Source organism: Stenotrophomonas maltophilia (assembly GCF_047497515.2).
Classification (GTDB): domain Bacteria; phylum Pseudomonadota; class Gammaproteobacteria; order Xanthomonadales; family Xanthomonadaceae; genus Stenotrophomonas.
Genome location: NZ_JAXAXL020000002.1, coordinates 225,502 through 244,597, shown reverse-complemented (window position 1 = coordinate 244,597; position 19,096 = coordinate 225,502). Strand labels below are relative to the sequence as shown.

16 protein-coding genes are annotated in these 19,096 nt (G+C 67.1%); 15 read left to right on the top strand and 1 reads right to left on the bottom strand.

From position 1 onward, the window contains the following. Positions 1-2: 2 nt before the first annotated feature. The 7 genes from pyrH (at position 3) to bamA (ending at position 8,034) form a co-directional block, all read left to right on the top strand. Positions 3-731: a UMP kinase gene (pyrH, locus tag ACMZPQ_RS04850; protein ID WP_005415854.1), complete on the top strand. Its 729-nt coding sequence runs from the start codon at positions 3-5 to the stop codon at positions 729-731. 96 nt (positions 732-827) lie between these two features. After that, positions 828-1,382 carry a ribosome recycling factor gene (gene frr / locus ACMZPQ_RS04845; RefSeq protein WP_197580672.1) on the top strand — a complete coding sequence of 185 codons (555 nt, stop codon included), beginning with the start codon at positions 828-830 and terminating at the stop codon, positions 1,380-1,382. A gap of 5 nt (positions 1,383-1,387) precedes the next feature. Continuing rightward, positions 1,388-2,155 (top strand): polyprenyl diphosphate synthase, encoded by a 768-nt coding sequence (gene uppS / locus ACMZPQ_RS04840; protein ID WP_197580673.1) that lies wholly within the window; start codon positions 1,388-1,390, stop codon positions 2,153-2,155. Further along, positions 2,152-2,988 (top strand): phosphatidate cytidylyltransferase, encoded by an 837-nt coding sequence (locus ACMZPQ_RS04835; RefSeq protein WP_197580674.1) that lies wholly within the window; start codon positions 2,152-2,154, stop codon positions 2,986-2,988. The genes uppS and ACMZPQ_RS04835 overlap by 4 nt, the downstream gene beginning before the upstream one ends. A gap of 2 nt (positions 2,989-2,990) precedes the next feature. After that, positions 2,991-4,181, top strand: coding sequence for a 1-deoxy-D-xylulose-5-phosphate reductoisomerase (locus tag ACMZPQ_RS04830; protein WP_197580675.1), 1,191 nt, complete (start codon positions 2,991-2,993; stop codon positions 4,179-4,181). 56 nt (positions 4,182-4,237) lie between these two features. Continuing rightward, positions 4,238-5,596: an RIP metalloprotease RseP gene (rseP, locus tag ACMZPQ_RS04825; protein ID WP_197580676.1), complete on the top strand. Its 1,359-nt coding sequence runs from the start codon at positions 4,238-4,240 to the stop codon at positions 5,594-5,596. 74 nt (positions 5,597-5,670) lie between these two features. Beyond that, positions 5,671-8,034 carry an outer membrane protein assembly factor BamA gene (gene bamA, locus ACMZPQ_RS04820; protein ID WP_197580677.1) on the top strand — a complete coding sequence of 788 codons (2,364 nt, stop codon included), beginning with the start codon at positions 5,671-5,673 and terminating at the stop codon, positions 8,032-8,034. A 160-nt stretch (positions 8,035-8,194) separates the two neighbouring features. Here the strand turns inward: bamA and ACMZPQ_RS04815 are convergent, their stop codons facing one another. After that, positions 8,195-9,007 carry an NMCC_0638 family (lipo)protein gene (locus tag ACMZPQ_RS04815; RefSeq protein ID WP_197580678.1) on the bottom strand — a complete coding sequence of 271 codons (813 nt, stop codon included), beginning with the start codon at positions 9,005-9,007 and terminating at the stop codon, positions 8,195-8,197. Here ACMZPQ_RS04815 and lpxD point away from each other — a divergent pair. The 8 genes from lpxD (at position 8,948) to ACMZPQ_RS04775 (ending at position 19,008) form a co-directional block, all read left to right on the top strand. Continuing rightward, positions 8,948-9,970, top strand: a complete 1,023-nt coding sequence (lpxD, locus tag ACMZPQ_RS04810) for a UDP-3-O-(3-hydroxymyristoyl)glucosamine N-acyltransferase (protein WP_197580679.1) — start codon at positions 8,948-8,950, stop codon at positions 9,968-9,970. The genes ACMZPQ_RS04815 and lpxD overlap by 60 nt on opposite strands. After that, a complete protein-coding gene (gene fabZ / locus ACMZPQ_RS04805; protein WP_164136383.1) occupies positions 9,967-10,425 on the top strand; it encodes a 3-hydroxyacyl-ACP dehydratase FabZ in 459 nt (152 codons plus the stop codon). Before lpxD ends, fabZ begins: the two co-directional genes overlap by 4 nt. A 16-nt stretch (positions 10,426-10,441) precedes the next feature. Further along, positions 10,442-11,233, top strand: a complete 792-nt coding sequence (lpxA, locus tag ACMZPQ_RS04800; protein WP_197580680.1) for an acyl-ACP--UDP-N-acetylglucosamine O-acyltransferase — start codon at positions 10,442-10,444, stop codon at positions 11,231-11,233. A gap of 53 nt (positions 11,234-11,286) precedes the next feature. Next, positions 11,287-12,489, top strand: a complete 1,203-nt coding sequence (gene lpxB / locus ACMZPQ_RS04795; RefSeq protein ID WP_414486002.1) for a lipid-A-disaccharide synthase — start codon at positions 11,287-11,289, stop codon at positions 12,487-12,489. Continuing rightward, positions 12,486-13,154, top strand: coding sequence for a ribonuclease HII (rnhB, locus tag ACMZPQ_RS04790; RefSeq protein WP_197580682.1), 669 nt, complete (start codon positions 12,486-12,488; stop codon positions 13,152-13,154). Before lpxB ends, rnhB begins: the two co-directional genes overlap by 4 nt. Before the next feature lie 277 nt (positions 13,155-13,431). After that, on the top strand, positions 13,432-17,022 hold the full coding sequence (dnaE, locus tag ACMZPQ_RS04785) for a DNA polymerase III subunit alpha (RefSeq protein WP_197580683.1): 3,591 nt from the start codon (positions 13,432-13,434) through the stop codon (positions 17,020-17,022). Between the two features lie 43 nt (positions 17,023-17,065). Then, positions 17,066-17,935 carry a hypothetical protein gene (locus tag ACMZPQ_RS04780; RefSeq protein ID WP_197580684.1) on the top strand — a complete coding sequence of 290 codons (870 nt, stop codon included), beginning with the start codon at positions 17,066-17,068 and terminating at the stop codon, positions 17,933-17,935. Between the two features lie 113 nt (positions 17,936-18,048). Further along, positions 18,049-19,008 carry an acetyl-CoA carboxylase carboxyltransferase subunit alpha gene (locus ACMZPQ_RS04775; protein ID WP_197580685.1) on the top strand — a complete coding sequence of 320 codons (960 nt, stop codon included), beginning with the start codon at positions 18,049-18,051 and terminating at the stop codon, positions 19,006-19,008. Positions 19,009-19,096: the final 88 nt, after the last annotated feature.

Here is a 19,096-nt window from a genome sequence, read left to right as displayed (position 1 = left end):
CCATGTCCAAGCTCGCCTATCGCCGCATCCTTCTGAAACTGTCCGGGGAGGCGCTGATGGGAGATGAGGACTACGGCATCGACCCGAAGATCATCAACCGCCTGGCCCGTGAAGTCATCGAGGCCCAGCAGGCCGGTGCCGAAGTGGCCCTGGTGATCGGCGGCGGCAACATCTTCCGTGGCGCCGGCCTGGCCGCAGGCGGCATGGACCGGGTCACCGGCGACCAGATGGGCATGCTGGCCACGGTCATCAACGCCCTGGCCATGCAGGATGCCCTCGAGAAGCTGGGCGCCAAGGCCCGCGTGATGAGTGCGATCAAGATCAACGACGTGTGCGAGGACTACATCCGTCGCCGCGCCATCCGCCACCTGGAAAAGGGCCGCCTGGTGATCTTCGCCGCGGGCGTCGGCAGCCCGTTCTTCACCACCGACTCCGGCGCTGCGCTGCGCGCGATCGAAATCGGTGCCGACCTGCTGCTGAAGGCAACCAAGGTCGACGGCGTGTACGACAAGGATCCGAACAAGCACAGCGACGCGGTCCGCTTCGACAGCCTGAGCTACGACGAAGTGATCCGCCGTGGCCTGGAAGTGATGGATACCGCTGCCTTCGCACTGGCCCGCGACAGCGACCTGCCGATGCGCGTGTTCGACATGGGCCAGCCGGGCGAGCTGCTGAAGATCCTCAACGGCGCGAACATCGGCACCCTGGTGCAGGGCCGCGACCCGGCCTGAGCCTGAGCGCAAGGCGACGCCCAGGCTGATTCAGGCCCGGCAGCGTCCCGTATTCGCCTATAATCGCCCGATTCCAGATACATCCAGGACCGGGCGATGCTCAACGACATCAAGAACAACGCGCAGACGCGCATGGCCAAGAGCATCGACGCTCTGAAGCACACCCTCACCTCCATCCGGACCGGGCGTGCCACGCCGGCCCTGCTGGACCGCGTGATGGTCAATGCCTACGGCAACGCCAGCACCCCGCTGAACCAGGTGGCCTCGGTTTCCAATGCCGACGCGCACTCGCTGCTGGTCACGCCCTTTGACAAGAGCATGATCAAGGAGATCGAAAAGGGTCTCTACAACGCCGAGTTCACCCCGAACACCCTGGGCACCTCGATCCGCATCAACATGCCGCCGCCGACCGAAGAGCGCCGCAAGGAGCTGGTCAAGCAGGTGCAGAAGGAAGGCGAAGGCGCCAAGATCGCGATCCGCAACATCCGTCAGGACGCGAACAAGGAAATCGCCAAGCTGGTCAAGGACAAGGCCATCAGCGAAGACGAGAAGAAGCGCGGCGAAGACGACATCCAGAAGCTGACCGACGCCAATATCAAGGACGTCGACAAGGTCGTCGCCGACAAGGAAAAAGAACTGCTGTCGGTCTGAAGTCGATGCCTTCAGTCCCGCCTCCGTTGCCGGCCGCCCTGCCCCGCCACGTCGCCATCATCATGGATGGCAACGGGCGCTGGGCACAGCAGCGCCGTCGCCCGCGCGTGATCGGCCACCGTGCCGGCGCGCGTGCGGTCAACCGCACCATCGAGCGCTGCCTTGAACTGGGCATTCCGGCGCTGACCCTGTTCGCGTTCTCCAGCGAGAACTGGGGCCGCCCGCAGGAAGAAGTCGATGCCCTGATGAAGCTGTTCCTCGGCGCGCTCGACCGCGAAGTGGACGAGCTGCATCGGCGTGGCGTGCGCGTGCGCTTCATCGGCGAACGCGAGCGCTTCGGCGCCGGCCTGGTCAGCCGCATGCAGCTGGCCGAACAGCGTACCGCCGACAACACCACCCTGACCCTGTCGATTGCTGCCAGCTACGGTGGCCGCCAGGACATCGCGCGTGCCGCACGTGCACTGGCTGCCGAAGTGGCCGCCGGCCGCCTGCTGCCCGAACAGATCGACGAATCGCTGCTGGGCCGCCAGGTGGCCCTGGCCGACCTGCCGCCGCCGGACCTGTTCATCCGCACCGGTGGCGATACCCGCATCAGCAACTTCCTGTTGTGGCAGCTGGCCTACACCGAGCTGTGGTTCACCGAGGCCCTGTGGCCGGACTTCGATGCGGACCTGCTGCAGCAGGCGCTGGACGCCTATGGCAACCGCGAGCGTCGGTTCGGCCTGACCAGCGCCCAGATCGCCGCCCTGGCCACCGAGACCTCCAGCCAATGACCAAGACCCGAGTCCTCGCCGCGCTGATCATGGCGCCGGTCGCCATCGCCGCGATCCTGCTGCTGCCCACGCAATGGCTGGCCGCCGCCGCCGCCGCGGTGCTGCTGATCGGCCTGTGGGAATGGCTGAAGCTGGCCGGCATCGAAGACACCCTGGCGCGCACCGTGCTGCTGGTGCTGAACCTGCTGCTGATGGTGCTGCTGGTGTGGGCCGATGGCAGCACCCTGGTGCTGTTCCAGATCACCACCCTGGCCGGTGTCGCCTGGTGGCTGGCCGCGCTGGTCTGGCTGCGCTTCTTCAACTTCGGCGCACAGCCAACCGCGCCCTCGCGCATCGTCAAGATGCTGGCCGGCACGCTGGCCATCGTTCCGGCCTGGGCGGCGCTGGTGCTGATCCACGCCGGCGGTGATCCGCCCGGCAAGCAGGGCCATCTGTGGCTGCTGGCCGCGCTGGCACTGGTCTGGGCGGCCGATTCGGGCGCCTATTTCGCCGGCCGTCGCTTCGGCAAGCACAAGCTGGCCCCGCGCATCAGCCCCAACAAGACCTGGGAAGGCCTGTTCGGTGGCCTGCTCGCCGGTGTCGCGGTGGCCGTCGGCCTGGGCTGGCTGGCGGGCATCGACGTCGCCCACCTGCCGGGCCTGCTGATCACCTCGGTGGTCGCCGTGTTCGCCTCGGTGCTGGGTGATCTGTTTGAAAGCCTGATCAAGCGCCACGCCGGTGCCAAGGATTCGGGCAACCTGATCCCGGGCCATGGCGGCGTGCTCGACCGCGTCGACGGCGTCCTCGCCGCCGTTCCGGTGTTCGCGCTGGGCAAGGAAATCTTCGGGTTCTGACCATGAATGCTGTCGCAGACCTGCGCCGGGTCGCTGTGTTCGGCGCCACCGGCTCGATCGGTGCCTCCACGCTGGACGTGATCGCCCGCCATCCGCAGCGCTACCAGGCCACCGTGCTGGCCGCTGGTCGCCAGGTGCAGGCGCTGCTGGCGCTGTGCCGCCAGCACCGGCCTGCGCACGCGGTGATCGCCGATGAATCGCTGTACGCCGCGCTGCGCGACGGCCTGCGCGAGGCCGGCCTGGCCACCCAGGCCCACGCCGGCCATGCCGCGCTGGACCAGCTGGCCGCCAGTGACGCGTGCGACACCGTGGTCGCGGCGATTGTCGGCGCCGCCGGGCTGTCCTCGACCCTGGCCGCCGCCGCCGCGGGCAAGCGCATCCTGCTGGCCAACAAGGAATCGCTGGTGCTGGCCGGCGAACTGCTGACCCGCACCGCCCAGCGTGCCGGCGCCGAGATCATCCCGATCGACAGCGAGCACAGCGCGATCTTCCAGTGCCTGCGCTCGCGTGACGCCAGCCTCGACGGCGCCGGCGTGCGCCGGATCCTGCTGACCGCCTCCGGTGGCCCGTTCCGCGGCCGCAGCCGCGCCGAGCTGGCCCAGGTCACCCCGGCGCAGGCCGTGGCGCACCCGAAGTGGTCGATGGGGCCGAAGATCTCGGTCGATTCGGCGACGTTGATGAACAAGGGCCTGGAAGTCATCGAGGCGCACCACCTGTTCGCGGTGCCCGGCGAGCGCATCGAAGTACTGGTGCACCCGCAGAGCCTGGTGCATTCGCTGGTCGAGTTCGTGGACGGCTCGACCCTGGCGCAGATGGGCCTGCCGGACATGCGCACCACCCTTGCCGTCGGCCTCGGCTGGCCGCAGCGCATTGAATCGGGCGTGGCCGGGCTGGACCTGCTGGCCCAGGGCCGGCTCGATTTCGAGGCCCCGGACAGCGAGGCCTTCCCGTGCCTGGCGCTGGCCTGGCAGGCGATGCGGGCCGGCGGAACCGCACCGGCCGTGCTGAACGCCGCCAACGAAGAGGCCGTTTCAGCATTTCTTCAGGGCCGGATCGGTTTCCTGACCATCCCGGAGCTGGTTGCTAACGCTCTTTCAACACTGCCGACCCAAGCAGCCGATACACTGGAGGTCCTGTTGTCCGCCGACCAGCGGGCACGCCAGTTGACCCTGAACGCCATCGACGCCGCCTGAACGACCGCCTCCGCACAGCATGACGCCGCCGCCCCTGCCCGCCAATGTGAGCCTGCATGACTGACTTCATCGGATCGGTCTGGTGGATGATCGTCAGCCTCGGGCTGCTGGTCACGTTCCACGAATTCGGGCATTACTGGGTCGGGCGCCTCTGCGGGGTCAAGATCCTCCGCTTCTCGGTCGGCTTCGGCCGCCCGCTGTGGTCGCGTCGCGACAAGCACGGCACCGAGTTCGCCATCGCGGCGATTCCGCTAGGTGGCTACGTGAAGTTCCTCGACGAGCGCGAGGTCGAAGTCCATCCGCACGAACGCGGCCAGGCCTTCAACCACAAGACCGTCTGGCAGCGCATCGCCATTGTCGCGGCCGGGCCGATTGCCAATCTGCTGCTGTGCATCCTGCTGCTGTGGGCGATGTTCGTGATCGGCAAGCAGGACTACTCGCCGACCATCGGCCGGGCCAATGGCATTGCCGCCAGCGCCGGCCTGGTCAGCGGCGACCGCGTGCTGCGCGTGGATGACCGCCAGGTGGCGACCCTCGGCGAGGCCAGCATGGCGCTGACCGCTGCCGCGATGGATCGCCGCGACGTGAAGCTGGAAGTGCTCGACCCGGCCGACCAGGTGCGCGTGCGCACCCTGCCGCTGTCGCAGCTGCCGGCCGGTTTCGATGAGCGACGGGTGCCGATCCTGGCCGGGCTGTACTGGCAGTCCTGGCTGCAACCGGCGCTGGTCGACTCGCTCACCGCGGATTCGGCGGTCACCGGGCTGCTGCAGCCAGGCGACCTGATCGTGGCGATCGATGGCCAGCGCATCGACAGCGTCGACCAGGTGATCGGCGAGATCCAGGCGCTCGGCCGCGCCGGCGGCCCCGGCATGATCGAGGTCCTGCGCGGCGGTGAACGGCTGGCACTGGAAGTCACGCCGCGGCAGGGCAAGGATGGCAAGGGCAACCCGGTCTGGCAGATCGGCGTCGGCTTCCCCACCACCTACAGCCCCGCCTACGACACCCTGCTGCGCTATGGCCCGCTGGACGCGGTGACCGTTGCCGTGCGCGAAACCGGCCGCCTGGCCGCCGATTCGCTCGGCATGATGGGCCGCATCGTCACCGGCAAAGCCTCGCTGCAGAACGTTTCCGGGCCGGTCACCATCGCCCGCGTGGCCAATGTCTCGGCCAAGCGCGGCCTCGACTGGTTCCTGCAGTTCCTGGCCCTGCTGTCCCTCAGCCTGTGCATCATCAACCTGCTGCCGATCCCGATCTTGGACGGCGGGCACCTGCTGTATTACCTTATCGAGTTGGTCAAGGGCAGCCCGCTGAGCGAGCGTGCCATCGCCGCCGGCCAATACATCGGCCTGGCGTTGCTGGCCGGGCTGATGGGGTTGGCGTTCTACAACGACATCCTCGGCCTGGTCCCGCGATGAACTTTTCCACGTTGTTGCCGTCTACAGCGTCGGCATCCCGCACCAATGAAATCGACCTTCCTACCGGACGTGACATGACGCGACTCCCCAATCGCCGCCTGCTGGCCCTCGCCCTCGCCGCCGTCACCGGCGCCCCCGCCCTGGCCCAGGCAGCCGAGCCCTTCACTGTCAGCGACATCCGCGTCGACGGCCTGCAGCGCATCAGCTCGGGTACGGTGTTCACCTACCTGCCGGTGGAACGTGGCGAGACCATCACCGACAACAAGGTCGGCGAGACCATCCGCGCCCTGTACAAGACCGGCTTCTTCGAAGACGTGCAGCTGGACCGCCAGGGCAACATCCTGGTGGTGACGGTCAAGGAACGTCCGGCGATCAACAAGCTGACCGTGACCGGCAACAAGGACATCAAGTCCGAGCAGCTGCTCAAGGGCCTGTCCGACATCGGCCTGACCGAGGGCGGCACCTTCGACCGCCTGAGCCTGGACCGCGTGACCCAGGAACTGCGTCGCCAGTACAACGATCGTGGCAAGTACACCGTCGAGATCACCCCGACCGTGAGCCCGCTGGACCGCAACCGCGTGGACATCGCGATCACCATCAAGGAAGGCAAGGCGGCCAAGATCCGCCACGTCAACCTGGTCGGCACCGAGAAGTTCGAGAGCAAGGACATCCTGGAAACCTGGGAGTCCAAGGAGCACAACTGGGCGTCGTGGTACCGCCGTGACGACCAGTACTCCAAGGAAAAGCTGTCCGGCGACCTGGAAAAGCTCAACTCCTGGTACCTGGACCGCGGCTACGTCGACTTCAGCATCGATTCCACCCAGGTCTCGATCAGCCCCGACAAGCGCGACATGTTCCTCACCGCGGGCGTGACCGAGGGTGCGCAGTACAAGATCTCCGAGATCAAGGTCAGCGGCGACACCATCCTCCCGCAGGAGGACGTCGAGCGCATGGTGATCCAGAAGTCCGGCGACACGTTCTCGCGTGCGCTGCTCGAATTCAGTTCGGACACCATCACCAACTCGCTGTCCAACATCGGCTACGCTTTCGCCAAGGTGAACCCGATCCCGACCACCAACCGCGCCGAGCAGACCGTGGCCATCAACATGCAGGTCGTTCCCGGCCCGCGCGTGTCGGTGCGCCGCATCCTGTTCCGCGGCAACACCCGCACCTCCGACGAAGTGATGCGTCGCGAAATGCGCCAGTTCGAGAACAGCTGGTACTCGCAGGCCGCGATCGACCGCTCCAAGATCCGCCTGCAGCGCCTGGGCTACTTCGAGTCGGTGGACGTCGAAACCCCGGCCGTCAGCGGCAGCAACGACCAGGTCGACGTCGTCTACAACGTCAAGGAAACCACCTCCGGCAGCTTCGTGTTCGGCCTGGGCTACTCGCAGTCCTACGGCATGACCACCTCGGTGCAGCTGTCGCAGAACAACTTCCTCGGCGGCGGCAACCGCGTGTCGGTCGAAGCCTCGCGCAGCAGTTACCTGCAGCGCTACGGCTTCAGCTACACCAACCCGTACTTCACCGATGACGGCGTGTCGCTGGGCTACAACCTGTCCTGGCGCGAACTGGACTACTCCGACTTCAACACCGCGCAGTACAACAGCACGAACGGTTCGGCGCAGGTGGTGTTCGGCGTGCCGCTGACCGAGACCGATACCGTCTCGCTGATGTTCGGCATCGACAGCAACCAGATCACCACGTACGCAGGCTCCACGCCCGCATCGATCATCGATTACATCGATGCCGTCGGCACCCGCACCTTCCATGCCTGGCGCACGGAACTGGGCTGGGCGCGCGACTCGCGCAACGACTACTTCATGCCGACCCGCGGTACCTACCAGCGTATCGGCCTGGAAACCACGTTGCCGGGCTCGACCATCGAGTACTACAAGCTGAACTACCAGATCAGCAAGTACTGGCCGATCATGCCGTCGCTGGTGATCAACACCCGTGCCGAAGTGGGCTACGGCGACGCCTACGGCAAGGACTACACCCGCACGATCACCAACGCGGACGGCACCACCCGTACCGTCACCGCCAGCGGCCTGCCGTTCTTCGAGAACTTCTACGCCGGTGGTACCAACTCGGTGCGTGGCTTCGAGGACAACACCCTCGGCCCGCGCGAAGTCACCAACGGCTATCCGGAAGGCCAGCCGCTGGGTGGTTCGCTGAAGACCGTCGGTTCGGTCGAAGCCTACTTCCCGCGCCTGTTCGACAGCCCGTCGGCACGCGTCTCGGCCTTCGTCGACTTCGGTAACGTCTACAACGGCACCAAGAACTTCAAGGCCAACGAGCTGCGCGTGTCGTCCGGTGTGGCCCTGCTGTGGCGCGCCCCGGTCGGCCCGATCTCGATCAGCTACGCCTTCCCGCTGAAGAAGGAAGACGGCGACAAGATCGAGCGCCTGCAGTTCACCTTCGGTGGGCAGTTCTGACGAACCGCCCTGCGGTTCATCAGAACTGCACGCGCATCCCTCCTATCCCCCGCGCCGTTGGCGCGCCCCCCTTAACAGAAGGGGGGCTCTCCACCAGACGGGTCTCGAATCGCCGGGCTTTGCCCGGCGTTTTCGTTTCTGTCCGTCGCGTCGAGCTTGCTCAATGCTTCTTTGGCGCGGCAGCTGGAATGAATTCCGCAGTAGCCACGCGGGCCATCGACGCCATCGCCTGTAGCGGCATGTCCGGCTCGGTGGACGTGGTAAGCGTGAACAGGATGCCGGTCCGGGCATCGGGCGCATTCACGCCCCATGACCGGGTGTGCGTGCCATCGCGGTTCGGCCCGAGGGCTTTCACCTCGTTGACCTGCAGCGGCGCAGGCATGCTCTTCAACAGCCGCTGGAACTCGGCCACGAATGCATCCGGCTGCGCCTGCCGGGCAAACACCACGCACAGCCCGTCATCGGTCTGCGCGACCGCATAGTCGCCGCTTCCCAGGCTGATCGACCAAGCCTTGCCTGCCTTGCCCATCAGGAATCTCTGCGCGGTGTCGCCGGGCAAAGGCGCCAGGCCGTTGGATTCCATGAACGGTTCGACCTTGCCCGGATCGCCAAAGGCGGCCAGGCAGGTATGGGTGAACAGTCGCCCGAAATCGGCTGCGGCACCCGCGGGCGCGTCGGAGGCACCGGCACCGGCACCGCTGGAGAGCGCAGACGCGGCCAGGACGGCGACCGAACACAGCAGATTTCGCATGGAAGCTCCTTTTCCGTGACCCGGGCAGGCTGCGCGGTCATCCACGGCGCGCGGCCACGGTAGCCCACCGAGCGCAGCAATGGCCAGCTGCTGGGGGCCGCCGTCCCGCCGCCAGGAATGCCCCCGCATGACCGCAATGGCGTCACACGTTAAACTCCCGCCGTGAATACTCCCACCTACACCGCCCAGCAACTTGCCGAGCAGTTCGGCCTGCAGGTCCATGGCGACCCTGCCACCGCCATCCATGGCGTGGCTACCCTCGCCCATGCCGGTCCTGGCCAGCTGACGTTCCTCTCCAACCCGCGCTACCGCGCCCAGCTGGCCGACAGCCAGGCCTCGCTGGTGGTGCTGCGTGCCGACGACGCCGAGGCCGCCCCTGGCGCCGCGCTCGTCGCCAAGGACCCATACACGGCCTTCGCCAAGATCGCCGCGCTGTTCGACATCGCGCCGACGCGCCCGCCGGGCATCCATCCCAGCGCCGTCATCGATCCCACCGCGCAGGTCGCCAGCAGCGCCCACATCGGTCCCTTCGTCTCGATCGGCGCGCGCAGCGTGGTCGGCGAGAACTGCATCATCGGCACCGGCAGCGTGATCGGCGAGGACTGCAGCCTGGACAACGGCTGCGAGCTGATTGCCCGGGTCACCCTGGTCACCCGGGTCAAGCTCGGCAAGCGCGTGCGCGTGCACCCCGGTGCCGTGCTCGGCGCCGATGGCTTCGGCCTGGCGATGGACGCCGGCAAGTGGATCAAGGTGCCGCAGCTCGGCGGCGTGCGCATCGGCGACGACTGCGAGATCGGCGCCAACACCTGCGTCGACCGCGGAGCGCTGGAAGACACCGTGCTGGACGAGGACGTGCGCCTGGACAACCTGGTGCAGATCGCGCACAACGTGCAGATCGGCGCACACTCGGCCATCGCCGGCTGCACCGGCATCGCCGGCAGCGCCAAGATCGGCCGCTACTGCCTGCTCGGCGGCCACGTCGGCGTGGTCGGCCACCTCGAGATCTGCGACAAGGTCGTGATCACCGGCAAATCGGTGGTCCGCAATTCCATCCATGAGCCGGGCGAGTACTCGTCCGGCACCCCGTTGACCGACAACCGCACGTGGCGCAAGAACGCCGCGCGCTTCAAGCAGCTGGACGCATTGGCTCGCCGCGTCCTGGCTGCTGGCAAGGAGAAAGAATGAACGACACGCTGCAGCTTCCGATCGACGTCTGCCAGATCCAGGAACTGCTCCCGCACCGTTACCCGTTCCTGCTGGTGGACCGGGTGCTTGAACTCGACATCGACGCCAAGCGCATCCTGGCGCAGAAGAACGTCAGCATCAACGAGCCGTTCTTCCAGGGCCACTTCCCGGGCCGCCCGATCATGCCCGGCGTGCTGATCATCGAAGCGCTGGCCCAGGCCGGTGGCGTGATGACCCAGCTGACGCTCGGCCGCGATGCACAGTCCAAGCTGTTCTACATGGTCAAGGTGGAAAACGCCCGCTTCAACAAGCAGGTCGTCCCCGGCGACGTGCTGATGCTGGATGTGCAGATGAGGCGCCTGATCCGCAACATGGGCTGGTACTACGGCGAAGCCAAGGTCAACGGTGAAGTCGTTGCCTCGGCCGAGGTCATGTGCGCCGGCGCCAAGGGCTGATCCACTGGAGGCAGCAATGACTGACAACGCACCGCGGATCCATCCGACCGCCGTCATCGATCCGGCCGCGCGCCTGGCCGACGACGTACAGGTGGGCGCGTTCACCCTGATCGGTGCCGATGTGGAAATCGGCGCCGGCACGGTGGTGGGCCCCCACTGCAGCATCCACGGCCCGACCAGGATCGGCCGCGACAACCGCTTCGTCGGCCATGCCGCGATCGGCGGCGAGCCGCAGGACAAGAAGTACGCCGGTGAGCGCACCGAACTGGTGATCGGCGACCGCAACGTGTTCCGCGAGTTCGTCACCCTGAACCGCGGCACCGGCGGTGGCGGTGGCATCACCACCATCGGCAACGACAACTGGATGCTGGCCTACACGCACGTGGCGCACGACTGCCATGTCGGCAACTTCTGCGTGTTCTCCAACAACACCACCCTGGCTGGCCACGTGACCGTGGGCGACTACGTGATCATCAGCGGCTTCGCTGGTGCCCACCAGTTCTGCCGCATCGGCGCGCATGCCTTCCTTGGCATGGGAGCGCTGACCAATGGCGACGTGCCGCCGTTCACCATGGTCGGCACCGACTCGCTGGGCCGCCCGCGCGGCATCAACAGCGAAGGCCTGAAGCGGCGTGGCTTCGATGCCGAGCGCATCTCCGCCATCAAGCGTGCCTACCGCACCCTGTACGTGGCGGGCCTGCCGCTGGCCGAGGCCAAGCAGCAGCTGAACGAGCAGGCGCGTGACAGCGATGACGTGAAGGCGATGCTGGACTTCATCGAGCACGCCGAGCGGCCGTTGCTGCGATGAACAGCATGATCGGCCAGGCGCCGGCAGGCGCCGCGGTGATCCCACTGGCCTCGATGGCCGGCAGCGTGCCGGCGCAGCGGGTGCTGAGCGAGCGCCCGTTGCGGATCGCGCTGGTGGCCGGAGAAGCATCCGGCGATCTGCTCGGTGCCGGCATGGTGCGCGAGCTGAAGGCGCGCTTCCCGAACGCCGAGTTCGCCGGCATCGGCGGCGATGCCATGCGCAGCGCCGGCTGCCAGACCTGGCACGACGCCAGCGAGCTGGCGGTGATGGGCCTGACCGAAGTGCTGCGCCACCTGCCGCGCCTGTTGAAGCTGCGTTCGGCGTTCCGCCAACGTGCGCTGGAGTGGCAGCCGGACGTGTTCATCGGCATCGACGCTCCCGATTTCAATCTGGGCATCGAGCGCTGGCTGAAGCAGCGCGGCGTGCGCACCGTGCACTACGTCAGCCCCTCGGTGTGGGCCTGGCGCGAGAAGCGTGCCGAGAAGATCGGCAGCAGCGCCGACCTGGTGCTGTGCCTGTTTCCAATGGAACCGCCGATCTATGCCAAGCATGGCATCGATGCACGCTTTGTCGGCCACCCGATGGCCGATGACATTCCGCTGCAGGGTAACCGCGAAGAAGCCCGCGCGGCACTGGGCCTGCCGACGTCGGCCAAGGTGCTGGCGGTGCTGCCGGGCAGCCGCCTGGGCGAGATCTCGCGCCTGGGCGAACCGTTCTTCGAGGCGGCGTGGCAGGTCTCCGAGCGCATTCCGGGCCTGCATGTGGTGGTGCCTGCCGCCAACGCGGCGTGCAAGCGGCTGATCGAAGAGCAGCTGTCACGCTCGGCGTTGCCGGTGGCGTTTTCGCACGTGCTCGACGGCCAGGCCCGCACTGCGATGATCGCCGCCGACGTGGTGGTACTGGCCTCCGGCACCGCGACCCTGGAGGCGATGCTGGTCAAGCGGCCGATGGTGGTCGGCTACCGGGTCAACGAGCTGACCTACCGCCTGGTCAAGGCGCTGGGCCTGATCAAGGTCGACCGCTTCGCACTGCCGAACATCCTGGCTGGCCAGGACCTGGCGCCGGAACTGATGCAGCATGACTGCACGCCGGACAAGCTGGCCGCGGCCATCCAGCAGTGGTTCGACCATCCGCAACGGGTGACCGACCTGCAGGGCACCTATGCACGCCTGCACGAGCGCCTGCGTCGCAATGCCTCGGCACGCGCCGCCGACGCCGTGGGCGAGCTGCTGATGCGCGACCAGGCGGCGGCATGAGCCGCCGCGACGCGGCAGCGGCCAGCCTGGCCCTGTTCGATGGTGCGCCGGTGGTCGAGCCGGAGCGGCTGATTGCCGGCGTCGACGAGGCCGGGCGTGGACCGCTGGCAGGGCCGGTCGCGGTCGCGGCGGTGGTGTTCGATCCCTCCCGCCCGCGCATCAATGGCCTGGACGATTCCAAACAGCTTACCGCCGCACGCCGCGAGCAGCTGCATGACCGCATCATCGAACGGGCGCTGGCCTGGAAGGTGGTGCTGGTGGACGTGGATACCATCGACCGCCTGAACATCTACCAGGCCACCCTGCAGGGCATGCGCGAGGTGGTCGCTGCGGTGGCCCACGTGGCCGGCTTCGCCCGCATCGATGGCAACGTGGTGCCGAAGGGGCTGGTGCTGCCGGCACAGGCGCTGGTTGGCGGCGATGGCATCGACCGCGCGATCATGGCCGCCTCGATCCTGGCCAAGGTCTCGCGCGACCGCTACATGCAGGACCTGCACGCCCGGTACCCGCACTACGGCTTCGAGCAGCACAAGGGCTACGGCACCCCGGCCCACCTGGCCGCGCTGCGTGAACATGGCCCCTGCGGCGAGCACCGTCGCAGCTTCGCGCCGGTACGTGAATGCCTGGAAGCGCCGCAGGCGTCGGCCGACATCGCGATTGCCTGAATCGCCTGAACGCCCGCTGCAATCCGTCTGGGGAAGAGTCCCCCTGAGTCAGGGGGACGCGCCTACGGCGCGGGGGTCTGGAAGCATGGTGAGACGGGGCCCGCGGTTCGCCTGCGAGCCGTGGGAAGCGATAGCGCGAATGCGATATCGCGTGCCGTCAAGAGCTTGTCGCGCCCCCCTGCCCTCGCTACCCTGACCGGGCACTCCAGCGCTTCCCGACCCCGGCGACGATTCCCCCGTCGGCACCCGGGGCCCGCGCGCTCCAACCTGGTCCGGCATGTCCAACTCCCGCTTCGTACATCTCCACGTCCACACCGAGTTCTCGCTGGCGGACTCGACCATCCGTGTGCCGGCCAAGCCGGACCAGGCTGACCCGAAGAAGGCCAAGCAGGCCAACCTGCTGTCGCGCTCGGTCGAACTCGGCCTGCCCGCGCTGGCAGTGACCGACCTCAACAACCTGTTCGCCCTGGTCAAGTTCTACAAGGCGGCCGAAGGCGTGGGCATCAAGCCGATCGCCGGCGCCGACGTGCTGATCGCCGAGGAAGGCCAGGACCCGTGGCGGATGACCCTGCTGTGCCGCGACCGCGAGGGCTACCTGAGCCTGTCGCGGCTGCTGACCCGCGCGTGGATGGAAGGGCATCGCCCGGAAGGCGGTGTGGCGGTGCACCCGGACTGGCTGAAGGCCGGCAACGCCAACCTGTTCGCGCTGGCCGGGCGGCAGAGCCTGGCCGGACGGCTGGCGCTGGACGGCAAGCATGAACTGGCCGAGCAGCAGCTGGCCGACTGGCAGCGCGTGTTCGGCGACGGCCTGCACCTGGAACTGACCCGTACCGGCCGCGAAGGCGAGGAAACCTTCAATCAGTTCGCGCTGATGGCGGCCGGCCAGCGTGGTCTGCCGGTGGTGGCCAGCAATGACGTGCGCTTCCTGTCGCCGTCGGATTTCAGCGCGCACGAAGCGCGCGTATGCATTTCCACCGGCCGCGTGCTGGATGACCCCAAGCGCCCGCGCGAATACAGCGACCAGCAGTACCTGAAGTCGGCCGAGGAGATGTGCGCGCTGTTCGCCGACATCCCCGACGCGATCGACAACACGCTGGCGCTGGCCGAGCGCTGCAACATCGAGATGCGGCTGGGCACCTACTTCCTGCCCAACTACCCGGTGCCCGACGACGAGACCCTGGACACCTGGATCCAGAAGATGTCGCGCGACGGCCTGGAAGAACGCCTGGAGAAGAATCCGCTGGCGCCGGGCAAGACCCGCGAGGAGTACTTCGAGCGCTTGGAGTTCGAGCTCAACACCATCATCAAGATGGGCTTCCCCGGCTACTTCCTGATCGTGGCCGACTTCATCCAGTGGGGCAAGAACCAGGGCATCCCGATCGGTCCCGGCCGTGGTTCGGGTGCCGGTTCGCTGGTGGCGTGGGCACTGAAGATCACCGATCTGGACCCGCTGCCGTACAACCTGCTGTTCGAGCGCTTCCTGAACCCGGAACGCGTGTCGATGCCCGACTTCGACATCGACTTCTGCATGGACCGCCGCGACGAAGTGATCGACTACGTCGCGCGCAAGTACGGCCGCGAACGCGTCAGCCAGATCATCACTTACGGCACCATGGCCGCCAAGGCGGTGGTGCGCGACTCCGGCCGCGTGCTCGGTTTCCCGTACGGCCTGGTCGACGGCGTTTCCAAGCTGATCCCGAACATCCTCGGCATCCACCTGAAGGATGCGCTGGGCAAGGGCAAGGAAGGCCCCAGTTCGGAGATGGCCTCGCCGGAGCTGATCCAGCGCTACGAGACCGAGGACGATGTCCGCGACCTGATCGACCTGGCGCTGCAGCTGGAAGACCTGACCCGCAACGCCGGCAAGCACGCCGGTGGCGTGGTGATCGGGCCAGAGCCGCTGAGCGAGTTCTGCCCGCTGTACGCCGAACATGACGAGAACGGCCTCGGCAAGAACCCGGTCACCCAGTTCGACAAGAACGACGTGGAAGAAGTGGGCCTGGTGAAGTTCGACTTCCTCGGCCTGCGCACGCTGACCATCATCGACTGGGCGGTGAAGGCGATCAACAAGCGCCATGAGCGCGCCGGCATTCCGCCGGTGGACATCGCCGCGATTCCGCTCGACGACACCCCCACCTACAAGGACATCTTCGCCAACGGCAATACCGGCGCGGTGTTCCAGTTCGAATCCTCGGGCATGCGCCGCCTGTTGAAGGACGCGCGCCCCGACCGTTTCGAAGATCTCATCGCGCTGGTGTCGCTGTACCGCCCCGGCCCGATGGACCTGATTCCCTCCTTCAACGCGCGTAAGCACGGCCAGGAAGAAATCATCTATCCCGATCCGCGCACCGAAGCGATCCTGAAGGACACCTACGGCATCATGGTGTACCAGGAGCAGGTGATGCAGATGGCGCAGATCGTCGGCGGCTACTCGCTGGGCGGCGCTGACCTGCTGCGCCGCGCGATGGGCAAGAAGGTGCCGGCCGAAATGGCCAAGCACCGCGAGATCTTCCGCGAAGGTGCGGCCAAGGACGGCGTGGACGAAGCCAAGGCCGACGCGATCTTCGACCTGATGGAGAAGTTCGCCGGCTACGGCTTCAACAAGTCGCACGCCGCCGCCTACGCGTTGGTCAGTTACCAGACCGCGTGGCTGAAGCGCCATTACCCCGCCGAGTTCATGGCGGCCACGCTGTCTTCGGACCTGGACAACACCGAGAAGGTGGTCGGTTTCCTCGACGAGGTGCGCAACCTCGGCCTGACCGTGCTGCCGCCGAAGGTGAACCACTCCGCCTTCATGTTTGAAGCGGTAACGCCGGACACCATCCAGTACGGCTTGGGTGCGATCAAGGGCGTTGGCCAGGGCGCCTGCGAAGCGGTGGTGGACGAGCGCCTGAAGGGAGGCGAGTACAAGGACCTGCTCGACTTCTGCACCCGCGTCGGTTCGGCCAAGCTCAACCGGCGCACGCTGGAAGCGATGATCAACTGCGGTGCGCTGGACGAACTCGGCCACAACCGTGCCTCGCTGATGCTGCAGCTGCCGGAGGTGATCAAGGCCACTGACCAGATGGCACGCGAGCGCGCGTCTGGCCAGAACTCGCTGTTCGGCGGCCCCGACCCGAGTGCAACCACGATCCAGCTGGACCTGCCCGAGGCCGAGGAATGGCCGTTGCTGCAGCGCCTGAACGGCGAGCGCGACACCTTGGGCTTCTACCTCAGCGGGCACCCGTTCGATCCGTGGCGCGACGATGTGCGCGACCTGGTCGGCAACGACCTGGGTTCGGTGGAAAAGATCTGGAGCGCCAACAGCGGCGGTGGCGGTGGCGGCGAGAAGCGCTGGCGTCCCGAAGTGCAGACGGTGCTGGCCGGCCAGGTCGTCGGCGTGCGCCGCAAGGGCGAAAGCCAGATCTTCATCCAGCTCGAGGACGGTCGTGGCCGCGTCGAGTGCAGCGCGTTCTCCGACGCGATGGCCGAGTTCGGCCACCTGATGACCAAGGACCGCATCCTGGTGGTCAAGGGCGGACTGCGCGAGGACGAATTCAATGGTGGCTTCGCACTGCGCATCCGCCAGTGCTGGGATTTCGACGAAGTCTGCGCCAACTATGCCACCCGGCTGTCGCTGCGCCTGGACCTGCGCCAGCAGCGCCCGGTCTGGGAACGCATCGATGCCCTGCTCGACCGCCATCGCCCGGGACGCACGCCGCTGCGCCTGGACCTGCTGCTGAAGGGCCCGCAGGGCGGTATCGCCGGCATGCTCGATGTCTCCGGGCAGAGCGCGGTGCGCATCGATTCCAAGCTGATGGAGGCGCTGCGCGCCGACCCGGCCGTGCGCACGCTGAAGGTGCGCTACAGCCCGCCGTGGGCCAGCTGAGGCTGGCCTGTTTTCCCGTTCCACGTATCACGGACGATTGCCGATGAAGACCCTGCTGTTCCCGTTCGCCGCCGCACTGGCGCTGGCCGCCTGCTCCCCGTCGAAGATCGAGTTCCAGATCGACAACCCGACCGGCACGCCACTGGCACTGAGCATCGATGGCCAGGACCTGCCGGTGGCCGCGCACGGTTCGCGCCCGATCTCGCTGGCCGTGGGCGAGCACCACCTGCACAGCGAAAAACTCGGTGACGTGCGCTTCATCGTCTACGTCGACGGCCGTGGCGGCTTGATCAACCCGACCCTGGGCGAATACGTGGTCGCCCGCGAGATCTATGTCACCGACGAGAGCAAGCTGAAGAACTTCGGCGTCGGCAACACCGGGATCGAGCTGGGCGGCGTCAACTTCGAAGGGCCGTTCGAGAAGAGCCACGCGCTGTTCATCGACAAGACCTGGACCTACGGCGTGCGCGAACCGTTCCCGAAGGAAAAGGTGGTGGCCCATGTTGATTCCAGCGGCGGCCAGATCGTGGCCAAGGTGTTCACCGCGACCGACTTCATTACCTACGTGGAAGAAGGCATGGGCGAACCCGGCGCGTTCAAGCGCGAGCAGCCGGCCGGTTACGTGGCCCCGGCCTTCAAGCTGGAACCGGCTCCGGCCAGCCTGCCGGCGCTGGTGCCCGCCTTCGAGGCCCATGCCGCGCCGCTGCGCGAGGTCTATGCGCGCTGGCTGAAGGCCACCACCGCCGATGAACAGAAGGCCCTGCGCAAGCAGGATTTCGCCGCACAGATGGCCTTCACGTCGGCCACCGCCAGCCTCGGCAGCGGCCTGGGCCGGGAGGCCAACGAGGCCTACAACGACTTCGTCTCGCAGCGCAGCCAGCTGATGGGGCGCAGCGCCCTGGTGGTGCCCTGAGCTGACTGGCGCCCCCTGCCCGGCTGCGCTACCGTCGCCTTCCAGACGAGGGCGTACGGGTGGTTTGCACGCATTCGGCTAGAATTCCCCTCTTCTTTACACGACGGCTTCCGATGAATCCGAACTACCTCGACTTCGAGCAACCCATCGCCGACCTGGAAGCTAAGATCCAGGAGCTGCGCAACGCCAGTGCCGGGCCGGCGGTCAATGTCGAGGCCGAAGTGCACGCGCTGCAGGACAAGCTGCGCATGCGCACCGCGCAGATCTTCCGCAACCTGACCTCGTGGCAGGTGCTGCAGCTGGCCCGCCACCCGTCGCGCCCGTACACCGCCGACTACATCCGCATCATCTGCGATGAGTTCCAGGAGCTGGCCGGTGACCGCGCCTTCGCCGACGACAAGGCCATCATGGGCGGCCTGGCCCGCATCAATGGCCGCGCGGTGATGGTGATCGGCCACCAGAAGGGCCGCGACACCAAGGAAAAGATCAAGCGCAACTTCGGCATGCCCAAGCCGGAGGGCTACCGCAAGGCCCTGCGCCTGATGAAGATGGCCGAGCGCTTCGGCCTGCCGGTGCTGACACTGATCGACACCGCAGGCGCCTGGCCGGGCATCGACGCCGAATCGCGCGGCCAGTCCGAAGCGATCGCGCGCAACCTGATCGAGATGGCCGAACTGAAGGTGCCGATCATCTGCACGGTGATCGGTGAAGGCGGCTCCGGCGGCGCGCTGGCGCTGGGCGTGGGCGACCGCACCGTGATGCTGGAGTACTCGGTGTACTCGACCATCACCCCGGAAGGCTGCGCCTCGATCCTGTGGAAGGACGCCGGCAAGGCCAAGGACGCCGCCGAGCAGCTGGGCCTGACCGCCCCGCGCCTGAAGAGCCTGGGCCTGGTCGACAAGGTCGTGCGCGAGCCGACCGGCGGTGCCCACCGCAACCCGATGCAGATGGCCAAGCGCCTGAAGGCCGTGCTGATGAACGAACTGGACGCGCTGGAAAAGCTGTCCACCGAACAGCTGCTGGAACAGCGCTACAACCGCCTGCGCAGCTACGGCACGTACGAAGCCGCATAAGCCCGGTAGTGCCGGCCGCGGACCAGCCCGGTAGTGCCGGCCGCTGGCCGGCAACAGGCAGGCAATTGCAGGAACGAAAAGAGCCGGG

Bases quoted from the DNA above. Each gene is read 5' to 3' on its own strand.
- uppS (WP_197580673.1), top strand. From the start codon at position 1,388: ATGCCTTCAGTCCCGCCTCCGTTGCCGGCCGCCCTGCCCCGCCACGTC.
- rnhB (WP_197580682.1), top strand. From the start codon at position 12,486: ATGAGCCGCCGCGACGCGGCAGCGGCCAGCCTGGCCCTGTTCGATGGT.
- rseP (WP_197580676.1), top strand. From the start codon at position 4,238: ATGACTGACTTCATCGGATCGGTCTGGTGGATGATCGTCAGCCTCGGG.
- pyrH (WP_005415854.1), top strand. From the start codon at position 3: ATGTCCAAGCTCGCCTATCGCCGCATCCTTCTGAAACTGTCCGGGGAG.
- dnaE (WP_197580683.1), top strand. From the start codon at position 13,432: ATGTCCAACTCCCGCTTCGTACATCTCCACGTCCACACCGAGTTCTCG.
- ACMZPQ_RS04780 (WP_197580684.1), top strand. From the start codon at position 17,066: ATGAAGACCCTGCTGTTCCCGTTCGCCGCCGCACTGGCGCTGGCCGCC.
- lpxA (WP_197580680.1), top strand. From the start codon at position 10,442: ATGACTGACAACGCACCGCGGATCCATCCGACCGCCGTCATCGATCCG.
- ACMZPQ_RS04835 (WP_197580674.1), top strand. From the start codon at position 2,152: ATGACCAAGACCCGAGTCCTCGCCGCGCTGATCATGGCGCCGGTCGCC.
- fabZ (WP_164136383.1), top strand. From the start codon at position 9,967: ATGAACGACACGCTGCAGCTTCCGATCGACGTCTGCCAGATCCAGGAA.
- lpxB (WP_414486002.1), top strand. From the start codon at position 11,287: ATGGCCGGCAGCGTGCCGGCGCAGCGGGTGCTGAGCGAGCGCCCGTTG.
- ACMZPQ_RS04815 (WP_197580678.1), bottom strand. From the start codon at position 9,007: ATGGACCTGCAGGCCGAACTGCTCGGCAAGTTGCTGGGCGGTGTAGGT.
- frr (WP_197580672.1), top strand. From the start codon at position 828: ATGCTCAACGACATCAAGAACAACGCGCAGACGCGCATGGCCAAGAGC.
- bamA (WP_197580677.1), top strand. From the start codon at position 5,671: ATGACGCGACTCCCCAATCGCCGCCTGCTGGCCCTCGCCCTCGCCGCC.
- ACMZPQ_RS04775 (WP_197580685.1), top strand. From the start codon at position 18,049: ATGAATCCGAACTACCTCGACTTCGAGCAACCCATCGCCGACCTGGAA.
- ACMZPQ_RS04830 (WP_197580675.1), top strand. From the start codon at position 2,991: ATGAATGCTGTCGCAGACCTGCGCCGGGTCGCTGTGTTCGGCGCCACC.